Here is a 19368-nt window from a genome sequence, read left to right as displayed (position 1 = left end):
TCCACCAGATCTATAATTCATTGTAGAAAAACAGGTTACGGATTCAGCGCGGACCCCGAAGCCGCCCAAACCTCGTTTGGCCCCCGCATGGCATACGGGTTGCTCTTTACCCGGCTGGAAGCGCGCCCCAGTGCCCGGCCCGGGTGAGCCCGGGCCCAGGAGAGGGCGCAGACGAGAATGAGTCCGACCGAGCAACGTACGCCATAGGGAGGTATCTACCATGAAGCGCCTCACGCTCCTGCTCCTCGCCATCCTGGCCATGGCCGCCCTTGCGGGCTGCAACAGCAGCAGCTCCGTGAACCCCGGAGCCACCGACGCGAACAAGTTCGAAGTCGCCGCCGTGGTCAGCGCCGACGAGTCGGCCGACCCGGACCTCGCCGGCATTTCGCTGGATGACGAGCCCATGGAGGAACTGGGCCCCGGCATGGGCTCCGGTTTCGCGGGCGCGCTCGCCATCGTGCCCGACTCGGTGCGCATCTGCTGGTACCGCCACCTCTCCCACACCACCAAGGACGTGTCGGCCACCGGGGACACCACCCTCATGACCGTCACGGTGTCGCGCATGAACGACGGCGTGTTGCGCGGCCAGGTCTGCGAGCGTGGCGGGAAGGGCCGTGGACGCGGCGACGGTCGCGACACGGTGCTCTACACCAAGAACTACAGCGTGACCTGGACCCGCTCCGCGGAGCTGGCCAAGGTGGCCGTGGCGAGCGAGGAGAATGAGGAGCACAGCCGCTGGAAGCTGCTGCGGACCACGCTGGCGCACACCACCCAGACGGCTCCGAGCGTCCCCACGCCGCAGATCCTCTCGGTGACGGTGATCGGTCGTGATTCGCTGGGCGCCCCGGACTCGGTGGTGTTCACCGACCCCGGCGCCATGTTCGACCCGCGCACCCTGCCGCTCTTCGGCCCCGGCGACAACGTGGTGGTGAAGGTGGTCACCGACTCGCCGGCGGACCGGATGGTGTTCATGCACTTCGACATGGCCTCCAGCGACCGCGGCCGGTGCCAGCGCCTGGGCCTGCCCTTCATCGCCGCGCAGAACGCCTTCGTGGGCGTGTTCAAGGTCGCCCGCCCGCACCATGGCAACGGCCGTGGCATGGCCCCCGCGAGCGAAGACGCGAAAGTGCGCCCCCGCAGCGCGGTGTGGGTGGACGTGATCAGCAAGGCCACCATCCGCGACACCGAGGCTCCGTACGCCGCGACCGGCTGGGGCGTGCCGTACCGCCTGCGCCGTCCGGCGCCGCCCTCGCTGGCGCTGGGCAACTAGGCCCTTCCGTTCCGGCTCGCGGGGGTGATCGCAGGATCGCCCTCCGCGCCGGCCCAACCTTACGAGCCCCGGGGCCCTTGCGGGTCCCGGGGCTTTCCTTGATCATCCCCCCTTGATGAGACTCGTCCCGATCATCATGGCCGCGTGGACCTGCGCGGCGTCCTTCGTTCCCGCAGCCGCAGCTGGCGCCCCGCGGCCCGCCGGCCCGTGGCGCACGCTCGAGCCCGGCCTGGAGCTGGCTGGCCTGCAACTCCCGGGGGAGGACTCCGGGCCGGAGCGCACCGTGGTGGCCCTCCGCGTGGACCCGCGGCGATTCGAGTTGCGCCTGCTGTGCGCCCGCGCCGAGAAGGACCACCGCGCGCGCACGCCTCGCGCCTGGTGCCTTGAGCGCGGCGCGCTGGCCGCCATCAATGCCGGGATGTACATGACCGACGGGCTCACCGCCTGCGGACTGATGCGCACCGCGACGCACGTGAACAACCCGTCGCTGGGGCGCGACAAGGCGGTGCTGGTGGCCGATCCCGCCGATCCCGCGCTCCCGCCCGCGCAGATCCTCGAGCGTGATGGCCCCGACTTCGCCCGCCTTCTCAAGCTGTACCGCACCGCCGCGCAGAACATCCGCATCGTGGCGTCGCGACCCGTGCCGCACTCGGTGTGGACCAATCCCAACGGCAGCTGGAGCCAGGCGGCCGTGGCCCAGGATGACGCCGGGCGCATCCTGCTGCTCTACGGCGGCGCGCCGCGCAACCCGGGCGAGTTCGCGGCGGCGCTGCTGGCCCTGCCCCTGGGGCTCACGCGCATGATCCACACCGAGGGGGGACCCATCGCCGGCCTGTGCGTGCGGGCCGCGGGAGTGGACCGCGAGTGGGCCGGCGGCGCGGAAGACAAGGGTGGGACGGGCTCGGGAGATGCCGAGCCGGTGCCCAACGTAATCGGGGTCTTCCGGAGACGGTGACCGCCACGCGGGCCAAGCCCGGCGGCAGCCGGCAGCGGCGAGTGGATTCCGACAGACAGTGGGGAGGATCGTGGCGACGAAGGTGAGTCCCGAACGTGGAGCCGGATGGACGAGCCTGCTGCTGTCCCCGGCGCCCGCGCTCCAATTCCTGCTGCCCGCCGTGGTGGCCATCCTCACCAGCCTTCCGGCACTGCCCGGCGAGTTCGTGTGGGACGACAAGAGTCTCATTGTCCGGGACGACTTCGTCCACCACGCGGCCAATATCCCGGCGGCCTTCCTGCGCTCCTTCTGGGCCGGCACGGCGGTCGCCAACCTCAGCTACGACTACTACCGTCCCCTGACCACGATCAGCTACATCCTGACGAACGCCTTCGCCGGTCCCCACGCACTGGCGCACCACGAGGTGAACACCATCGTGTACGCCCTGACCGCGGGCCTGCTGGCCCGGGTCGTCTGCAACCTGGGCGCGGGAAGTGGCGTGGGGCTGGCCGCCGGCGTGGTGTTCGCCGCATGGCCCACCCACGTGGAGAATGTCTCGTTCATCTCGGGCCGCACGGACCTGCTGGCAGGCCTCTTCATGCTCCTGGCCGTGACGCTGTCCCTCCGCCACCGGCGCGATCCATCCCGGGAGTGGCTGGTGCTGACCGGGCTCTGCCTGGTCACCGCCCTGGCGGCCCTGTCGAAGGAAATCGGATACCTGACCCCGGTCGGAATCGCGCTCATGGAGTGGACCGCGCCGCCGCGCCGGGGCCGGTGGGCGAGGATCCTGGTGACGGGCCTCCCCGTGGCCGCGGTGGCGGGCGTCGGCTTCTGGGTGCTCCGAGGGCGCGGGTGGCACGAGTCGGTTCCGCCCCTGGAGATGCTGACGGCGCTGGTCCTGGACATCCGTTACCTGGTGGTGCCCTGGCCCAACTACATCGGCACCCTGCGCGTCGGGATGACCTCCCCCGCGCTGCCACTCGCGGTCCTCGCCTGGCTGGCCCTGGTGGGCCTGGGATTTCGGGTGCTTCGAGGTCCCGGTCCGCGCGCCGCGTGGACCCTGGGCTGGATGCTCCTGTTGCCATCCTGCCTGCTGGGGGTGGGCACGATGCGGTTCGTCTACATGTCCAGCATGGTGCTTATCCCGGTGGTTACGTGGCGCCTGTCCGCCGCGCCCTGGCCCGGCGCCGTGCGGGCAGGGATCGTGGCCGGGGCGACCCTCGCGGGGGCCGCTCAATCCGCGATCTCCAGCACCCTCTGGCTCACGGAGAGGTCCGTATTTGAGGAGGTCGTGCGGTGCTCCCCCCTCGACGGCTTCCGGCGGGACGAACTGGCCGAGGTCTACCAGGGCCTCGGCCTGGCCAGGGCAGTGCCCGATTCCACGCGAACCCGCTGGCTGGAGCTCTCGGCGGAGCAAACCCGCTTCGCGCTGGCGCAGATGCCCAATCGTCCGCGCCCGTGGTTTGCGCTGGCCAGAACGAGCCTGGAGCTCGGTTCGGATCTCCTCGCCCTCGATTGCGCCCAGCGCGGGCTCGGCATGGTGGAGGACGCGGGGGGCCGCTTCACCCAGGCCCGGGCGCTGACGAACCTGGGGCTCTACGGGCAGGCGGACACCGCGGTGGTGCTATCGCTGGCCCCGAGAGAGGGCAAGCAGGATGCTGAACGGTGGGCGCTCATGGGCTGGATTCGCTTCAAGCGGGGCGCCTACTCCGAGTCGATCGAAGCGCTGCGCCGCGCCCTCATCCTTTCGCCGCGGCATCCCGTGGCCGCCTACAACCGCGCGCTGGCCTTCGCGTGCGCGGGACGCCCGGATTCCGCCGGGGCCCAATACCGCACCGCGATGAGGCATGACGCGGACGGATCGGGTGCCGTGGCGGCCCTCTCGGACATCATCGAGGTGGGCGTCGAGTCGCCGCCGCAGGGCGAAGCTTGTGCGAGAGCGTTCCTGTCCGCTGCGGGCCTGCCCCGCGGCACAGAAGGTGCCCTGGCGCCGTCGGCGCTCTCGAGACTGCGCGGGGTGCTTCCCCGGGCCGCCGCAGCGTGGCCTCCGCTCGGGAGGCTCGCCGGGACGACCGAACCAAGGTGATGCCGGCTGCCGGGCCACGGCCGGCTTGAGCCGGCCACCCGCCCGCCGAATCAGAATCAGATGAACCCCGCGGGACGGATCGGACGGGCCATTTCGCCGCAGAGGAAGGATGGCCTCGACTGTTCCGTCACAACCCGTCGGGACAGGAAGCTAGTCCCGCGGGGCTCGCCCGGACCTCGCGGGACGTGCCCTCGCGGACCGGGTTGAAAGAGGAGGACCCGCCTCCGGCAGCCCCCCTCGGCGTCGAAGCCCCCCCTTTGGCTTCGGGCCGATTACTCTTTGCCAGAGACAGGTCCTTCCACTCGGAAAGACATCCCCCTGGATCGCAAGTGGCGTGCCGGTCGGGCACGCCGCCTCAGTTTTCGCGGAAGTTGATTGCCGGGGCGGGGGATAGGGAGGCAGGGGCCGCGCGGGAGCGGCTCCCGCGGCACGTCACACGGCGGACAGCGGTGTCATCCCGGCGTCACGGTGCGCCGAAAGGTGACGCCTCTACCCCGGTTCGCGCAGCGCCAGGAACGCCCCCGGCAGGTGCGCCACCAGGTCCCCGGCCACCAGCGACTCTTCGCCGAGCTCGTCGCGGGCCAGGTCGCCCGCCAGGCCGTGCAGGAACGCCGCAAGCGAGGCGGCGTCGAAGGCGCTCAGGCCCCGGCCCAGCAGCGCCACCAGCACGCCGGTCAGCACGTCGCCGGAGCCCCCGGTGGCCATGCCCGCGTTGCCGGTGGGGTTGAGCCGCACGCGGCCGTCGGGGGCGGCCACCACCGTCGGGGCGCCCTTGAGCATCACGGTCACGTTCCACCGCTTCGCATGGTCGGTCGCCAGTTCCAGGCGGGCGCGTTCCACCTCCCCGCGGGACAGCCCCGCCAGGCGCGCGAACTCGCCGGCGTGCGGGGTGATCACCACCGGCGCCCCCGCGCGGGCCAGCAGCTCGGTGCGGCCCTCGAAGGCGTTCAGGCCGTCGGCGTCCACCACCATGGGCACGCGGGCCTTCGCCACCAGCGCGCGGGCCAGTTCGGCGGCCTCGGGGTGCCGCGTGAGACCCGGACCCAGGGCCAGCGCGTCGTCGTGCTCCAGCTCGACCAGGATCGCGCCTGCGGCGCGCCCGGTGTGGGTCCTCTCGGCGGACTCGGCGTGCAGCGCGGCAGTGGCCTCCAGCAGCAGCGGCGCCAGCGCCTCGTAGAGCGCGTGCGGCACGCACACGGTCACCAGCCCGGCCCCGGCGCGCAACGCGGCGCGCGCGGCCAGCGCGGGTGCGCCCAGCATCCCGGGCCCGCCGCCCACGATGCGCACGCGACCCATGTCGCCCTTGTGCGCGGTGGGCGCGCGGCGGGGCATGAGTGCCGCGGCGTCGGAGGGCGCGAACGCCTCCAGCCGACGCTCGCCCCCGGGGATGGCCGCCTCGGGGATGCCGATGTCCACCACCTCGACACTCCCGCAGAACGCGCGCCCCGGATGCAGCAGGTGGCCCGGCTTGGGGAACGCGAAGGTGACGGTGAGCTCCGCACGCACCGCGCCCGCCTGCGCCTCGCCGGTGGTGGCGTCCACGCCGGTGGGAACGTCTGCGGCCACGCGGGGCGCGGGAACCGCGTTCATGGCGCGGCAGGCCGCGAGCACCACGCCTTCGAGCGGGCCGCGGGCGCCGGTGCCCAGGATGGCGTCCACCAGCAGCTCCGCCCCCTGGATCTTCTTCGCGTGGCGCGCCAGCGCGGTCTCGTCGGCAACCTCGAAACGGGGCACGCCGGCCTTCTCGAGGCGCGCCCAGTTGGTGCGGTTGGGCCCGGCCAGATCCTTCGCGCGTCCCAGCAGCAGCACCGTGGGGCGGCAGCCGGCCTTCCTGAGATGCCGCGCGGCCACCATTCCGTCACCGCCGTTGTTGCCGCGGCCGCACAACAAGGTCACGGCGCAGCCGCGGGCGGGCTCGAAGCGCGCGCGCAGCGCCGCGGCCACTCCTGCGCCGGCGCGCTCCATCAGGGTGAGAACGGGAACGCCGAGGGTCTCGATGGTGTGCGCGTCGGCGGCGCGCATTTCCTCTGCGGTGAGCACCCGCATGGCGGCAGCCTCCCCCGGGTCAGGGTTCGATCAGCACCACCATCGCCACCGCGTAGTGGTGGGTGTGCGAGAGGGTGACTTCCACGCGCGCCTTTCCGGCCAGCTCCGCCGCCCTTCCCTCCAGGCGGATGGAGGGGCGGCCACGGCCGTCCAGCACGACTTCGACATCGGTCCACCGGGGCGGCACGCCCGGGTTGCGGAGCGCCTTGCTGAGCGCCTCCTTGGCGGCGAAGCGCGCGGCCCACGAGGCGGCGCTGCGCCGGGTGCGGCAGTAGGCGGCCTCGCCCTCGGTGAAGACCTTCCGGATGAAGCGCTCTCCGTGGCCCTGCAGCGCGGAGGCGATGCGGTCGATCTCGACGATGTCCACGCCGATCCGCAGGTCGCGCAAGTCACTTCCCCCCGGGGGCGCTTCCGTTCAGGCGCTCCACCACGTCCAGCAGGTCCCGGATGCCCAGCAGCTCGAAGTCCGCGCCGGAGTGCTGCGTGCCGAAGGTGTCGCCGTAGCGCGCGAAGGCGGTGAGCATGCCGATGCGCCGGGCGCCCACCACGTCGCGCTCCGCCCAGTCGCCCACCATGATGGCCTCGCTCGCCGGCGCGCCCAGCAGTTCCAGCGCGCGCTGGAACGGCTCGGGCGCGGGCTTGCGGAAGCCGGTGTCCTCGAAGGCCACCACGGCGTCGAAGAGGTGCTGGAGCTGGAGATAGGTGAGGCGCATCCACGCCTGCATGCGCGGCGCGTCGGAGACCACCGCCAGGCGCAGGCCGCGCTTGGCCAGCTCGATGAGCGTCTGGTGCGTGTGGGGGTAGACCACCAGCGCGGACTCGCGGGTGCGGCGGTAGCCGATGATGGCCGCCGCCAGCAGCTTGGGGTCGATCTTCCCGAACTCCGTGTGCAGGAACTCGTCGAAGACGCGCTGGTACTCGATCCCCTCGAGCTTGTAGATCTCGTAGATCTTGCGGCGCGCGTCCTCCGCGGGCATGGTCAGCCCGGCGTCGAGCATGGCGTCCACGGCGCCCTGCACCCCGAGGTCCTTCATCTTCATGAAGTCCATCAGGGTGTTGTCCAGGTCGAAGACGATCGCGCGGATCATGGGCGGGTCGCGAGCCTCCCGGCCGGCGTCGCAAAGCCCGACGCGGCCGGCCCGTGTGGGACCGGCCGCGTCGGGCAGGGACAGCCGGACACTACTTGGTCGAGGAGCCGATGTTGCGGCCCATGCTGATTTCGCCGTTGTCGATCCGGAGGTTGAAGCCGCAACCGGGGTTGGTGCACACCCAGGCCTTGTAGGTGATCGGGGCGCCGTCGCGACCGTAGTCCGAGAGCGGCACCAGGGTCCCGTTGTTGCACTTGCGGCAATCGGGGAACTTCAGATCCATGACACCCCCCCTCCCAAGCAGGCAGGAATTCCGATGGTGGCGAGACGCGGCCCTGAGTCTGTGGTAGGACAATTCTCCGGCGCGGCCGGGCAGGTGTCAAGAAAGGAAACGGGACGGGCCTGAAGATACCCTGGGCCCCCGATGCCTGGCAGGGTGCCCCCGGCGCGATGCCTAGCCTCCCCGATGTGCCAGCACGGTGCGCCGGAATTCCCCCGGGGCGGCCAGCTGGGTCCGCACCGCGTCCAGCGGGATCCCGCCCACCAGGCACAGGATCACCGCATTGGTGAACTGGTGCCCCAGCAGCAGCACCCGCGTGCCGGGGGAGAGTGCCGCCAGCTCGTCGAGCAGCGGGGCCACTCTCCGGGCCACGTCGAGCGCCCCTTCGCCCCCGGGGCAATTGGCGCGCACCGGGTCGGTGCGCCACGCGGAGTAGGCGGGATCGGCAGCCAGGTCGGCCTCGAGCACGCCTTCCCAGCGGCCCATGTGGATCTCCGCCAGCCGGGGCTCCTCGGTGAAGCGCACGTCGGCGCGCAGGGCCTCGATCGCGGCGGCGGTCTGGCGGGCCCTCTGCAGCGGGCTCACCCGCGCGGCGTCCACGCGCTCCGTTTCCAGCGAGCCCGCCAGCGCCGCCGCCTGGCGCCGGCCCTCGTCGTTGAGCGGCACGTCGGTGCGGCCCTGGAGACGGTGCACGCGGTTCCAGTCGGTCTGGCCGTGGCGGGCCAGCAACAGGTGAATGGGGTCGGGGTGCACGATCCTCCGGCAGGCCTGCGGGCCTGCCCTGTGGCCTGGTTGCCTTCCCTGCGGCGGCGCGCGCTGTCACGGCCTGCCCGCACGGGGCGGGCGCCGGTTGGGCGCGCGCTTCGGATGACCTATACTGCCCGAGGCTTCCCCGCCTGTCCATGTTTCCGCGCCCGCCGGTGGCTTCCGATGGCTGCCGGCACTCTCCGGAGGGACCCATGTCGGATGCCCGCCAGCAGAAGCTGGCCGATCTGGTGATCAACTACTCGATCGGGCTCAAGCCCGGCGAGAACATCCTCATCGAGACGTTTGACGTGCCCGACGGCCTGGCCATCGAGCTCATCCGCCACGCGCACCAGGCCGGCGGCCGGCCGTACCTGTCGGTGCGCGACGTGCGCCTGACCGGCGAGCTGCTGCGCACCGCCACCGAGGAACAGGTCCGCACCTGGGCCGACTACGACCTGGAGCGCATGAAGAAGATGCAGGCCTACATCGGCCTGCGCGGCGCGCACAACGTGAGCGAGCTCTCGGACGTGCCGGCCGAGAAAATGGGCCTGTACAACAAGCTCTACCAGAACCCGGTGCACCTGGACCAGCGCGTGCGGTTCACGCGCTGGGTGGTGATGCGCTATCCCACCGCCTCCATGGCGCAGATGGCCAACATGAGCACCGGGCGGTTCGAGCAGTTCTACTACGACGTGTGCACCCTGGACTATCGGAAGATGTCCCGGGCCATGGACCCGCTCAAGGAGCTCATGGACCGCACCGACCGCGTGCACGTGAAGGGCCCGGGCACGGACCTGCGCTTCTCCATGAAGGGCATCCCGTCGGTGAAGTGCGACGGGCACATCAACCTGCCCGACGGCGAGCTGTATTCCGCGCCGATCAAGGACACGGTGGAAGGCACGCTGGCCTACAACACGCCGTCGCTGTTCCAGGGGCTCACCTACGAGAACATCCGGTTCACGTTCGAGAAGGGCCGGATCGTCAAGGCCGAGTCCTCGAACAGCAAGCGCATGAACGAGATCCTGGACACCGATCCGGGCGCGCGCTACCTGGGCGAGTTCTCGCTGGGGTTCAACCCCTACATCGTCTCGCCCATGAGGGACACGCTGTTCGACGAGAAGATCGCCGGCTCGCTGCATGTCACTCCCGGCAACGCCTACGAGACCGCCGACAACGGCAACCGCTCCGCGATCCACTGGGACATCGTGCTGATCCAGACCCCCGAGTGCGGCGGCGGCGAGATCTGGTTCGACGACAAGCTGATCCGCAAGGACGGCCGCTTCGTCCTGTCGGAGTTGTCCGGGCTCAACCCGGAGAACCTGGTCGGGTGAAGACGGGGGCGCGGGGGTTGCGCGGGCGCCCTGGAGCCGCGTGGCTGGTCCTGGGGGTGCTGCTGACATGCTCCCCGGCGGCCTCGGAGGCCGCCGATACCCCGTGGGCGCCTCCTGATGCGCCGTGGCGGAAGGGCGGCCCGCTGCTGGAGGAGTTCTCCGCGCAGCGGGGCCGGATCCTCGAGGCCCTCCTCACGGACTCCCGCTTCGCCGATTCGCGCGTAACCGTGACCATGGAACGCCGCCGGGACGGGACCGATGCCTGGATCTTCGTGCTGGGCGGCACGGTCGAGAGCCTGGCGGCGCGGCGCGCGGCGAACGAGGCCCTCCACCAGCTGCCGGATCTCGTCGGCTTCGAAGACCGCCTCAAGGTGGCGCCCATGGTCCCGCGTGAGGACACCGACCTGCGGGACTGGCTGGAGTTGCTCCTCGCGAACCGTTCCGAACTGGTGGCCGACAGCATCCAGGTGGAGGTGCGGGGCGCCAAGGTCCGCCTGTACGGGACCGTCGCGTCCAATTGCGCGCGGGACGTCGCGGAGGACCTGGTGGCCGGCACCCCCGGCGTGGTGGAACTCGAGGACCAGCTGACGATCGTGCCCCGGGTGACGCGCGAGGATTCCCTGGTCGCGCGGGACGCGGAACTGCTCCTCGAAGGCGTGCCCTCCAGGGCCCGGCTCCGGGCGTCCTGCTCGAACGGGGTCGTCACGCTGACGGGATGCGCCACGGGACTGCGCGGACGGTACCTGGCCGGGCGCGCGGTGCGGTGCCTGCCCGGCGCGGTCCGGATCGTGAACGACATCGACCCCTCCTGCGCGACGGTGAACGGCCAGGCGGTTCCCGCCCCCGAGCGGCGCTGAGCGGGAGACTCCCCATGCCCGACCCCGGCCTCCGCTCCCTCCAGATCCGCCCCGGCAACCCGGACTTCATGGACCTGCCCTGGGCGCTGCCGCTGGAAGCGTGGACCGAAGCCTGCGCGCGCACGGTGCAGCTGCCGCGCGGGCTGTCGCGCCACGAGGTGCAGTTCCTGAGTTACGGCGCCGCCGTGTACGTGTGCAAGGAGCTGGGCGAGGGCGGCGCCCGGCGCGAGTACGAGCTGCTCCTCGAGATGGAGGCGAGCAGCCTGCCGTGCGTGAGCCCGGTGGGCCACGCCACGGTGGGGCGGGAGAACGGAGACGCCGCCAGCGTGCTCATCACCCGCTTCCTGGACGGCTCGCACCCCTACCGCAACCTGTTCCAGAACCCCGGGCTGGAGCGCTACCGGGAGCGGCTGCTCGACGCCATGGCCGGGCTGGTGGTGCGGCTGCATGTGGGCGGTGTCTTCTGGGGCGACTGCTCGCTGTCCAACACCCTGTTCCGCCGCGACGCCGGCCGCCTGGGCGCGTACATGGTGGACGCCGAGACCTCCGAGATCCACGAGCAGCTCTCTGACGGTCAGCGCCGCCTGGACCTCATGATCCTCGAGGAGAACGTCACCGGCGACCTGATGGACCTGTCCATGGCCACCGAGCTCCCGCGGGCGCTGCAGCCGGAGGAGACCGGGCCCAGCATCGTGCGCCGCTACGAGGGCCTGTGGAGCGAGATCACGCGCGAGGTGGTGATCGTGGCGGGGGAGAGCTGGCGTATCCAGGAACGTGTGCGCGCGCTCAATAAGATGGGCTTTTCCGTGGGCGAGATCGAGTTGGTCCCGACCGGCGACGGAGACCGGCTGCGGGTGCGCACCGTGGTCACCGACCGGGACCACCACCGCCACAGTCTGCACGACCTCACCGGGCTGGTGGCGCAGGAGCGCCAGGCCGAGCTGATGCTCAACGAGATCCGCGAGACGCAGGCGCACCTCGCGCGCGAGTTGAACCGGAGCGTGCCGCTCTCGGTGGCCGCGTTCCGCTGGCTGACGGGCTCATGGGAGCCCGCGCGCGAGCGGCTCACCCCGCTGGAGACCGAGGACATGGACGCCGCGCAGCACTACTGCCAGGTGCTGGAGAACAAGTGGTACCTGTCGGAACAGGCACGGAAGGACGTGGGGCTGGAGCGGGCGCTGGAGGACTACCTGGAGAAGGTCGGGGCTGAGCGGGAGCCGAACTCGGGCCCGTGATCGATCCGGGGTGTGCGCGCCCGGGTTTGACACAAGTAAAGCAAATAACCACAACACATTACACAACAAGAACGTGTTGCGGCCAGTCCCCCTAGGCTGGTTGCGACTGCCGATGATGTATCGCCAATTACTTGCACGAGTATGTATTGACATTTCTTACTCGTCCATGTATTGTGGGGGCATAGGGAGGAGGATTCCGTGGCCACGAAGAAGACCGATGTTCGCGAACATGCCAGGGAACTGGCGAAACTCGGCGCCCGGAAGGGGGGCCATGCCCGCGCCGCGGTCCTGACCGCGCCGGAGCGTCGGGAGATCGCGAGGAAAGCAGTCCTGGTGCGGTGGAGGAAGCAGAAGGGCGAGTCCTACCAGCCACCGCAGGACCCCGGGCCTGCGAGGGCGCCCGCGAGCGACGACGGCCATCCCTCGTCGCGCGTCGGCGGGATCCCACGCTCCCTGTTTCAGGGCAAGCTGCTGGTCGGTCACCTCCAGATCGAGTGTCACGTGCTCAGTGACGGAACCCGCATCTTCGCACCGGCCGAGGCCTCGGCGCCGGTGCACGGCGTCCCCGGGCTGGTCAACTTGAGGACCTTGCTGGCCCGGGTGCCCCCCTCGCCGGAGAGGCCCGGGGCCGTCCCCGAGGTCACCTTCATGGTCCCGGGAGGCCAGTCTCCCAGCCGCGGTTACGAAGCGTCCTACCTGGTCGAGGTTGCCGCGGCCTACGTGGATGCCAGGGACGAGGGGCGGCTCAAGGCGGACCAGGAGAGCCTGGCGAAGCATGCGGATGCCATCACGCGCTCCCTGGCCAGGCTGGGCATCGTGGCGCAGATCGATGCCGCCACGGGGTTCGAGCAGGTGCGCCTGAAGCGCATGCTGCAGCTCGAACTCCAGGCCTTCATCGCCCGCGACCTCCAGGAGTGGGCGCTCACGTTCCCCGAGGAGTTCTGGTCGGAGTTGGCGCGCCTCGAGGGGATTCGCTACGCGCCCCGCTCCCGCCCGCTTCGCTGGGGAAGCTACGTGATGCTGTTCGTGTACGACGCCATCGATCAGGACGTGCAGAGCCGGCTCAAGGTCAGCAGGCCCGACCTGCACGTGCGCGCCGATCACCTCCGCTGGCTCGAGGAATTCAGCAAGGAGCATCTGAACCGCCACCTCCGGAAGGTCGCGGAGACGATGAGCCAGTGCCGGAACCTGGCCGAGTTTCAGTCGAAGATGGACCGGGTATTCCGGAGGGACTTCGCGGAAGTCGGATCCACCTCCGCGGAGTGATGCCGGCGCGCGGCGTCCGAATGGGACGTCACGGGGCCGGTGCGAAGACGGGAATGCGGCCGGGCGGGGATTCCGTCCCGGTGCGCCGTCCCGGCAAGAGCTTCCAAGGGAGATCTCATGATCCAATTGAAGTCATTGCTGCTGGCGTGCTGCTCGGTGCTGCTTCTCGCGGGATCCGCAGACGCCCAGTTGTTCGGACAGATGGGGCCGCCGGGCGGCATGGGCCAGGGGCGCAGACTCCTGGGCGCCTACATGACCGGCGGATCCGGTGACATGGAATTCAGCGCCGAGTTGCGAGGCAATTCCGGGTCCCGGTCCACCGTGGGCCTCGCCGCGAGCACGATCCACAGTACGTTCGGCATGCAGGCGGATCTCCGCGGGCCGCTCGACCCGGCCGTGACTCATATGAGAGGCAGGAACCCATGAAGACCAGATCGCTATTCATCGCCCTGGGCCTGGTGGCTGTAGTCGCCGGCCTGGCCGCCGCCTACGTCATGCGTGGCGGGACCCTGGGCCCGATGCACCACTACGTCATGTTGCCGGCGGGCACGCTGGGGCACGTACGGCTCGATGCGCCGGTTTCCAGCGAAACCGGCCGCGTGGGCGACGCGGTCAGCGGGACGCTCACCACGGCACTCTCGGTGAGCGACACCCTGGCCCTGCCCGAAGGGACCCGCGTCACCGGCGAAGTGACTTCCGTCTCGGCCACCGGGCGCGGCACGCACAAGGCCTCGGTGGGCCTGCGATTCCAGCGCATGGAGCTGGCCGACGGTCAGCGCATCGAAATCGCGGCTCGCCCCTTCTTCCTGGAAGCCGGCGGGGAGACGACCCGTGACATCGCTCTGATCGGCGGGGGCACGGTGCTGGGTGGTGTGGTCGGCAATCTCGCGGGCAACACCCTGGTGGGCGCGGCGGTGGGAGCTGCGGCCGGCACGGGGGCGGCGCTGCACACGCGGGGCGACGCCGTGGTGCTGGGCCAGGGCACGGTCCTGCGCATGAAGCTCCAACAGCCGGTCCGGGTGGAGGTGCGGAAGGCGCCGAAGACCGATACGTAGGGAACACCGGCAATGCCGGTGGCACAGGTGATCAACCGCGGCCGGCGCGATCCTCGGATCGCGCCGGCCGAAACGAAAGGAGAAGGAATGAAACGGCTGTTGCTGATTCTCACCCTTGCGCTGTTCGTGGCGGGGTGCAACGACGTCCCGAGCGCGCGGGTGCGCAACCGGCTCCCCGGCAAGGTCAATGTCTCGTTCCAGCCGACTTCGGGGAACACGCTCAACATCAATGACGTCGCTCCGGGCACGGTCTCCGGCTACATCGACGTGCCCGAAGGGATGCTGCGGATTCACGCATCCACCAGCGGCACCAACCCGGACGACGTGAACCACACCTTTGTGAAGGGCAACAGGTACACGGTGCAGGTGGATACCGGCGCGACGCCGTCGATGACAGTGATCCAGGACTAGACTGGCCTACCCCACCCTGACCGCACCGCCATCCGCCAGGATGGTGGTGCCGGTCATGTATCCCGCCACGTCGGAGAGCGCGACCAGGATCACCCGCGCCAGCTCCTCGGGCGCACCGATGCGCTTGAGCGGGGATTCCTCGGCCCAGGCCCGGAAGATCTCCTCCGGGTCCACGCCCATCTCCTTCGCGCGGTGGTCGGAGAGCTCGGTGAGCCGCTCGGTCCTCACGATCCCGGGCAGCACCGTGAGCACGCGCACGCCGCGGCCGCCCATCTCGCGCGCGGCATCGCGCAGAAACGCGGTGGCGGCGGCGCGCAGCGCGTTGGAGGTGCTGAGCGACTCGATGGGCTCGCGCACGCTGCGGCTCTGGATGGACACGAACGCCGAGCCCGGCTGCAGCAGCGGCGCGGCGGCGCGCAGCATGCGCACCACGGAGAGGAACGTGCCGTCGAAGGCCTGCTGCCACTGCGGGTCGGTGATCTCCATGGCGCGCCCCGGGGGCGGACCACCGGTGTTGGCCACCCAGCCGTGAAGTGCGCCGAATGCCTCGCGCGCCGCCGCGCCCACCAGGTCGGCGCCCTGCGGTGTGGAGAGATCGGTGGCCACGCCGGCGATACGCTGCTCCGGGGCGGCCCAGCCGCGCAGACGGTCCACGGCGGCCTCCACGGACTCAGCGCGCCGCGCGTGCACCAGGACGTGCGCGCCCGCCTCCACCAGCGAGCGGGCGGTGGCGAAGCCCATGCCGTGTCCCGCGCCGCACACCACGTAGTGTCGACCGCGCCACAAATCGTTCCACGCAAAACCGCCTCCGCCTCCGCCACCGCTGCCCGCACCCGCGCTTCCGCCGCCCGCCCCAGCGTTTCCGCTGCCCGCCGCCGCGCTTCCGCTGTCCCCCGCACTCCCGCCGCCTCCCATACCGCCGCCCCTTCCACTCGTGCTCACAGGATCTCCCTCTCCCGGCTGGGGTCGTCGTCCGGCACCCGCGTCAGGAACTCGTCCACGCGTCCGCCGATCAGGTCGCGGGCGCGGCGGAACACCTCGAGCTTCTCCGGTTGCGACGGCAGGATGCTCGCGCGCCCCACCGGGTCCGGTATGTTCCAGTGGTAGGTGTGTCGCGTGCCCTTGATGGTGGGGCAGTCCGCCTCGGCCTCCGCGCAGGTGGTGATGACGAAGTCGAAGGGGCCGCTGACCTCGCGCACCGACTTCGTCTTCGCGCGCGACATGTCCGCACCCACCTCGCGCATCACCTTGACGGTGAGCGGGTGCAACTGGGTGGGATGCGTGCCCGCGCTCAGCGCCTCGAACCGGTCGTCCGCCCACAGGCGCAGCCAGGACTCGGCCATCTGGCTGCGGGCGGCGTTCCCGACGCAGATGAAGAGAACCCGGAGCTTGCTCATAGGCTCAATCATTGCAGATGGGGGAGGGGCCGCCAAGCACTTGCGGGGCCGCGCCGCGGGCGGTTCCGGAGGCCGGGCCCCCCGGGGGTGTGCGCGGGGGGCTCCGGCGGGGGTTCGCCGGTCCGCCGAATTCGGGTACGCTCCGGGCCATGGAAGCCGAAACCAGGCCGGGACGAGTGCTCGTGATCGGGGACGTGCACGCCTGCGCGTCGGAATTGGAGCGCCTGCTGGAGGTTCTGGCCCCCGGGGACGGCGACCGGGTGATCTTCGTGGGTGACCTGGTGGACCGCGGTCCCGACATCCGGCGGGCTTTCGAGCTGGTGCGCTCGGTCCGGGGTGAGTTGGTACTGGGCAATCACGAGGACAAGCTGCTGCGCTGGCGGGACGGCCGGCCGGGGGAGCACGGGACCACCGTCCGGCTGGCGCCGCATCACAAGTTGACCGTGGAGGCGCTGCGCCCCGAAGACTGGGTCACCATGGAGTCGGCGCGCCCTTTCGTGGAGCTTCCGGAGCACGACACCCTGGTGGTGCACGGGGGCCTGCGGCCGGGGGTTCCGCCGTCGGAGCAGGATCCCTACGACCTGTGCCGGCTGCAGTGCGTGGGACCCACGGGGCGGAGGCGGAAGATGGGTACGGAGGGCGCGTGGTTCTGGGCGGAGCGTTGTGACTATCCCGGCCGGGTGGTGTATGGTCACACGGTGTTTCGCGAGCCGCACCGCGTGGGGCGCACGCTGGGAATCGACACCGGCTGCTGCTTCGGCGGCTGTCTCACCGCGGTGGAGCTTCCCGGGGAGCGGCTGCACCAGGTGAAGGCGGAGCGCAACTATGCGTGGGAGATGCTGCAGGAGTTCTACCCGATGCGCGCCGAGGCGGTGCGCCGCAGGTTCGGCCTGGACCAGGCGGGCGAGCGGCGGGAGCCGGCGGAGTCGCGGTCGGGAGGGGCCGGCGGAGAGGAAACGACGCACCACGACGAGGGGGACCGGGAATGAGGAACGCAGCCGCCGTGGCGGTCGTGGTGATGTGCGCGGTGCTGCTGGGCCCGCGCGTGGCCGCCGCGCAGTACGACGAGGCTCCCCGCGACACCACGCTGCGCGCCATGGCCCGCGAGCGCATGCGCACGGCGCCCCGCGAGGTGCGGCCGTCGCGCTGGAACGTGGGCGCCTCCCTTGCGCTGGGCATTCCCACCGGGGAGTTCAAGCAGCATGTCCGCACCGGCTTCGGGCTGCTGGGCCAGGGCGTGTACCGGCTGGATCCGGCCGGCTGGCTGGGGCTGCGGGTGGAGGGCGGAGTGCTCATCTACGGCAGCGAGCGCTACCTGGCGCCGCTGAGCACCACCGTGGGTCGCGTGACGGTGCAGGTCACCACCACCAACAACGTCGGCCTGCTGGGCGTGGGCCCGCGGCTGGGCGTGCCGCGCGGCGCCCTCCGGCCCTACGTGGACGGCTCGCTGGGACTGGGGTACTTCTTCACCAATTCCGGCGTGGAGGGCGTGGACGGTTACCTGTTCGCCAGCGACAACAACATGTCGCACGTCTCTCTGAACTGGGGCCTCGGCGGCGGGGTTGATATCCCGCTGGGCCAGGGCCCGCGGGGCGTGCACCTGGACCTGTCGGCGCACTACCGCAGCCACGCCAGCGCGAAGTACCTGCCCCGGGGCGGCATCGTCGAGGATGGCCAGGGCAACGTGGTGCTCAATGCGGTGGAGAGCCGGGCCGACCTGGTGATGGTGAGCGTCGGAGTGGCGGCCGGTGTGAGGTAGGGGTGGCGGGGACCCGGCGGGCGTGAACGCCCGCCCTACGCAAACGCATCCAGCTGCTTCGGTCCCTTCCCGGTCAGAGGATTCGCCCCCGGCTTCTCCGCATCCGCCTCGGCGCCCTCCGGGGCCCCGGCCTCCGTCACTCCCGGCTTGTCCCCGTCCCCCTTCGGCGGCCCCAGCGTCTCGCCCTTGAGCAGGCGGTCCATCTCCTCGCCGTCCAGGATCTCGCGCTCCACCAGGCTCTTCGCCAGCAGGTGCAGTTTGTCCTGGTTGGCCTTCAGGAGCTCCAGGGCGCGCTGGTAGCAGCCGTCCACGATGCCGCGCACCTCCTCGTCAATCAGCTCGGCGGTGCGGTCGGAGTAGTCCTTGTGGGTGGCGATCTCGCGGCCCAGGAAGACCATCTCGTCCTTCTTGCCGAAGGTGAGGCTGCCCAGCTTCTCGCTCATGCCCCACTCGCAGACCATCTTGCGCGCCAGGCTGGTGGCGCGCTCGATGTCCTGCGCGGCGCCGGTGTTGAGCTGGTCGTAGACGATCTTCTCGGCGGCCCGCCCGCCCATCGCCGACGTGATGTAGGTGATGAGCTGCTCGCGCGACTCGTTGTGGCGCTCTTCGTTCGGCAGGTAGGAGGTCACGCCCAGCGCGCGGCCGCGCGGGATGACGGTCACCTTGTGCACCGGCGTGCTGCCGGGCAGCAGCCAGGTGACCAGCGCGTGGCCGGCCTCGTGGTAGGCGGTGGCCAGCTTCTCCTTCTCGGTCATCACCAGGCTCTTGCGCTCGGTGCCGAGCATCACCTTGTCCTTGGCGTCCTCGAAGTCGCGCATCGAAACCTTCTTCTTGTTCCGGCGCGCGGCCAGCAGGGCCGCCTCGTTGACCAGGTTGGCCAGGTCGGCGCCCGACATTCCGGGCGTGCCCTTGGCGACCACCTCCAGCTTCACGTCGTTCTCGAGCGGGATGTTGCGCGCGTGCACCTTGAGGATACCCTCGCGCCCGCGGACGTCCGGCCAGTCCACCACGATCTGCCGGTCGAACCGGCCCGGGCGCAGCAGCGCCGGGTCCAGCACGTCCGGACGGTTGGTGGCGGCGATGACGATCACGCCCACCGAACCCTCGAAACCGTCCATCTCCACCAGAAGCGCGTTCAGGGTCTGTTCCCGCTCGTCGTTGCCACCGCCGAGGCCCGCGCCGCGCTGACGGCCCACGGCGTCAATTTCGTCAATGAAAATGATGCAGGGGGCGCTCTTCTTGGCGTTCTCGAACATGTCGCGCACCCGGGCCGCGCCCACGCCCACGAACATTTCCACGAAGTCGGAACCGGAAATGGAGAAGAAGGGCACCTTGGCCTCGCCGGCGATGGCCCGGGCCAAAAGCGTCTTGCCCGTGCCGGGAGAACCCACCATGAGCACGCCCCGGGGGATGCGTCCGCCCAGCTTCTGGAACTTGGAAGGATCGCGCAGGAAATCCACCAGTTCGGACACTTCCTCCTTGGCCTCGTCGCAACCCGCCACGTCGGCGAAGGTCACGGTATTGTTGTTCTCGTCCATCATGCGCGCCCGGCTCTTGCCGAAGGAGAAGGCGCCGCCCTTGCCGCCGCCTTGCATCTGGCGCATGA

At 70.6% G+C, this 19368-nt stretch carries 20 protein-coding genes; 12 read left to right on the top strand and 8 right to left on the bottom strand.

Translation table 11 applies throughout. The annotated features are described in order from the left end of the window. Window positions 1-220: 220 nt before the first annotated feature. The 3 genes from HZB25_14090 (at window position 221) to HZB25_14080 (ending at window position 4290) form a co-directional block, all read left to right on the top strand. Window positions 221-1270 (top strand): hypothetical protein, encoded by a 1050-nt coding sequence (locus HZB25_14090; GenBank protein MBI5838365.1) that lies wholly within the window; start codon window positions 221-223, stop codon window positions 1268-1270. 115 nt (window positions 1271-1385) lie between these two features. Next, a complete protein-coding gene (locus HZB25_14085) occupies window positions 1386-2225 on the top strand; it encodes a phosphodiester glycosidase family protein (protein ID MBI5838364.1) in 840 nt (279 codons plus the stop codon). A gap of 70 nt (window positions 2226-2295) precedes the next feature. Next, on the top strand, window positions 2296-4290 hold the full coding sequence (locus HZB25_14080) for a hypothetical protein (GenBank protein ID MBI5838363.1): 1995 nt from the start codon (window positions 2296-2298) through the stop codon (window positions 4288-4290). A 489-nt stretch (window positions 4291-4779) separates the two neighbouring features. Here HZB25_14080 and HZB25_14075 read toward each other — a convergent pair whose 3' ends face one another. The 5 genes from HZB25_14075 to HZB25_14055 form a co-directional block, all read right to left on the bottom strand. Next, a complete protein-coding gene (locus HZB25_14075; protein MBI5838362.1) occupies window positions 4780-6336 on the bottom strand; it encodes an NAD(P)H-hydrate dehydratase in 1557 nt (518 codons plus the stop codon). A 19-nt stretch (window positions 6337-6355) separates the two neighbouring features. Continuing rightward, window positions 6356-6715 (bottom strand): holo-ACP synthase, encoded by a 360-nt coding sequence (gene acpS, locus HZB25_14070; protein MBI5838361.1) that lies wholly within the window; start codon window positions 6713-6715, stop codon window positions 6356-6358. Between the two features lie 10 nt (window positions 6716-6725). After that, on the bottom strand, window positions 6726-7424 hold the full coding sequence (locus HZB25_14065; GenBank protein MBI5838360.1) for an HAD-IIIA family hydrolase: 699 nt from the start codon (window positions 7422-7424) through the stop codon (window positions 6726-6728). Between the two features lie 91 nt (window positions 7425-7515). Beyond that, the gene (locus tag HZB25_14060; GenBank protein ID MBI5838359.1) at window positions 7516-7707 is read right to left on the bottom strand and encodes a hypothetical protein; all 192 of its coding nucleotides are present in this window, start codon (window positions 7705-7707) and stop codon (window positions 7516-7518) included. 171 nt (window positions 7708-7878) lie between these two features. Beyond that, window positions 7879-8457 carry a histidine phosphatase family protein gene (locus tag HZB25_14055; protein ID MBI5838358.1) on the bottom strand — a complete coding sequence of 193 codons (579 nt, stop codon included), beginning with the start codon at window positions 8455-8457 and terminating at the stop codon, window positions 7879-7881. A 206-nt stretch (window positions 8458-8663) separates the two neighbouring features. On the opposite strand from HZB25_14055, the gene HZB25_14050 reads away from it, so the two are divergent. The 7 genes from HZB25_14050 to HZB25_14020 all read left to right on the top strand — a co-directional run bounded on the left by HZB25_14050 (window position 8664) and on the right by HZB25_14020 (window position 14606). Continuing rightward, the gene (locus HZB25_14050) at window positions 8664-9782 is read left to right on the top strand and encodes an aminopeptidase (protein MBI5838357.1); all 1119 of its coding nucleotides are present in this window, start codon (window positions 8664-8666) and stop codon (window positions 9780-9782) included. Beyond that, window positions 9779-10639, top strand: a complete 861-nt coding sequence (locus tag HZB25_14045) for a BON domain-containing protein (protein ID MBI5838356.1) — start codon at window positions 9779-9781, stop codon at window positions 10637-10639. The genes HZB25_14050 and HZB25_14045 overlap by 4 nt, the downstream gene beginning before the upstream one ends. Before the next feature lie 14 nt (window positions 10640-10653). Further along, a complete protein-coding gene (locus tag HZB25_14040) occupies window positions 10654-11874 on the top strand; it encodes a DUF4032 domain-containing protein (protein MBI5838355.1) in 1221 nt (406 codons plus the stop codon). A gap of 198 nt (window positions 11875-12072) precedes the next feature. Next, a complete protein-coding gene (locus HZB25_14035) occupies window positions 12073-13140 on the top strand; it encodes a hypothetical protein (protein ID MBI5838354.1) in 1068 nt (355 codons plus the stop codon). A gap of 117 nt (window positions 13141-13257) precedes the next feature. Next, window positions 13258-13566, top strand: coding sequence for a hypothetical protein (locus HZB25_14030; GenBank protein MBI5838353.1), 309 nt, complete (start codon window positions 13258-13260; stop codon window positions 13564-13566). Next, a complete protein-coding gene (locus tag HZB25_14025; GenBank protein ID MBI5838352.1) occupies window positions 13563-14195 on the top strand; it encodes a hypothetical protein in 633 nt (210 codons plus the stop codon). Before HZB25_14030 ends, HZB25_14025 begins: the two co-directional genes overlap by 4 nt. An 87-nt stretch (window positions 14196-14282) precedes the next feature. After that, on the top strand, window positions 14283-14606 hold the full coding sequence (locus HZB25_14020) for a DUF4397 domain-containing protein (protein MBI5838351.1): 324 nt from the start codon (window positions 14283-14285) through the stop codon (window positions 14604-14606). Between the two features lie 6 nt (window positions 14607-14612). On the opposite strand, the gene HZB25_14015 is transcribed toward HZB25_14020, so the two are convergent. Together HZB25_14015 and HZB25_14010 are read right to left on the bottom strand one after the other, a co-directional pair. After that, entirely contained in the window at window positions 14613-15392 is a 780-nt protein-coding gene (locus HZB25_14015) for an SDR family oxidoreductase (protein ID MBI5838350.1), read from the bottom strand. A 152-nt stretch (window positions 15393-15544) separates the two neighbouring features. Further along, the gene (locus HZB25_14010) at window positions 15545-16003 is read right to left on the bottom strand and encodes an arsenate reductase ArsC (protein ID MBI5838349.1); all 459 of its coding nucleotides are present in this window, start codon (window positions 16001-16003) and stop codon (window positions 15545-15547) included. 182 nt (window positions 16004-16185) lie between these two features. On the opposite strand from HZB25_14010, the gene HZB25_14005 reads away from it, so the two are divergent. Next, entirely contained in the window at window positions 16186-16992 is an 807-nt protein-coding gene (locus HZB25_14005; GenBank protein MBI5838348.1) for a metallophosphoesterase, read from the top strand. After that, window positions 16989-17762, top strand: a complete 774-nt coding sequence (locus HZB25_14000) for a hypothetical protein (protein ID MBI5838347.1) — start codon at window positions 16989-16991, stop codon at window positions 17760-17762. Before HZB25_14005 ends, HZB25_14000 begins: the two co-directional genes overlap by 4 nt. Window positions 17763-17797: 35 nt before the next feature. Here HZB25_14000 and ftsH read toward each other — a convergent pair. After that, on the bottom strand, window positions 17798-19368 hold a 1571-nt coding region (gene ftsH / locus HZB25_13995), incomplete at its 5' end, for an ATP-dependent zinc metalloprotease FtsH (protein ID MBI5838346.1).

This window comes from Candidatus Eisenbacteria bacterium, assembly GCA_016235265.1.
Lineage (GTDB): Bacteria > Eisenbacteria > RBG-16-71-46 > RBG-16-71-46 > JACRLI01 > JACRLI01.
The sequence above is the reverse complement of the archived record's forward strand: the minus strand, read 5'-3'. Positions and strand labels throughout refer to the sequence as shown.

Excerpts from the sequence above, each read along its gene's own strand:
- HZB25_14090 (MBI5838365.1), top strand. The coding sequence starts at position 221 with ATGAAGCGCCTCACGCTCCTGCTCCTCGCCATCCTGGCCATGGCCGCC.
- HZB25_14085 (MBI5838364.1), top strand. The coding sequence starts at position 1,386 with ATGAGACTCGTCCCGATCATCATGGCCGCGTGGACCTGCGCGGCGTCC.
- HZB25_14075 (MBI5838362.1), bottom strand. The coding sequence starts at position 6,336 with ATGCGGGTGCTCACCGCAGAGGAAATGCGCGCCGCCGACGCGCACACC.
- HZB25_14065 (MBI5838360.1), bottom strand. The coding sequence starts at position 7,424 with ATGATCCGCGCGATCGTCTTCGACCTGGACAACACCCTGATGGACTTC.
- HZB25_14060 (MBI5838359.1), bottom strand. The coding sequence starts at position 7,707 with ATGGATCTGAAGTTCCCCGATTGCCGCAAGTGCAACAACGGGACCCTG.
- HZB25_14050 (MBI5838357.1), top strand. The coding sequence starts at position 8,664 with ATGTCGGATGCCCGCCAGCAGAAGCTGGCCGATCTGGTGATCAACTAC.
- HZB25_14040 (MBI5838355.1), top strand. The coding sequence starts at position 10,654 with ATGCCCGACCCCGGCCTCCGCTCCCTCCAGATCCGCCCCGGCAACCCG.
- HZB25_14030 (MBI5838353.1), top strand. The coding sequence starts at position 13,258 with ATGATCCAATTGAAGTCATTGCTGCTGGCGTGCTGCTCGGTGCTGCTT.
- HZB25_14025 (MBI5838352.1), top strand. The coding sequence starts at position 13,563 with ATGAAGACCAGATCGCTATTCATCGCCCTGGGCCTGGTGGCTGTAGTC.
- HZB25_14020 (MBI5838351.1), top strand. The coding sequence starts at position 14,283 with ATGAAACGGCTGTTGCTGATTCTCACCCTTGCGCTGTTCGTGGCGGGG.
- HZB25_14010 (MBI5838349.1), bottom strand. The coding sequence starts at position 16,003 with ATGAGCAAGCTCCGGGTTCTCTTCATCTGCGTCGGGAACGCCGCCCGC.
- HZB25_14000 (MBI5838347.1), top strand. The coding sequence starts at position 16,989 with ATGAGGAACGCAGCCGCCGTGGCGGTCGTGGTGATGTGCGCGGTGCTG.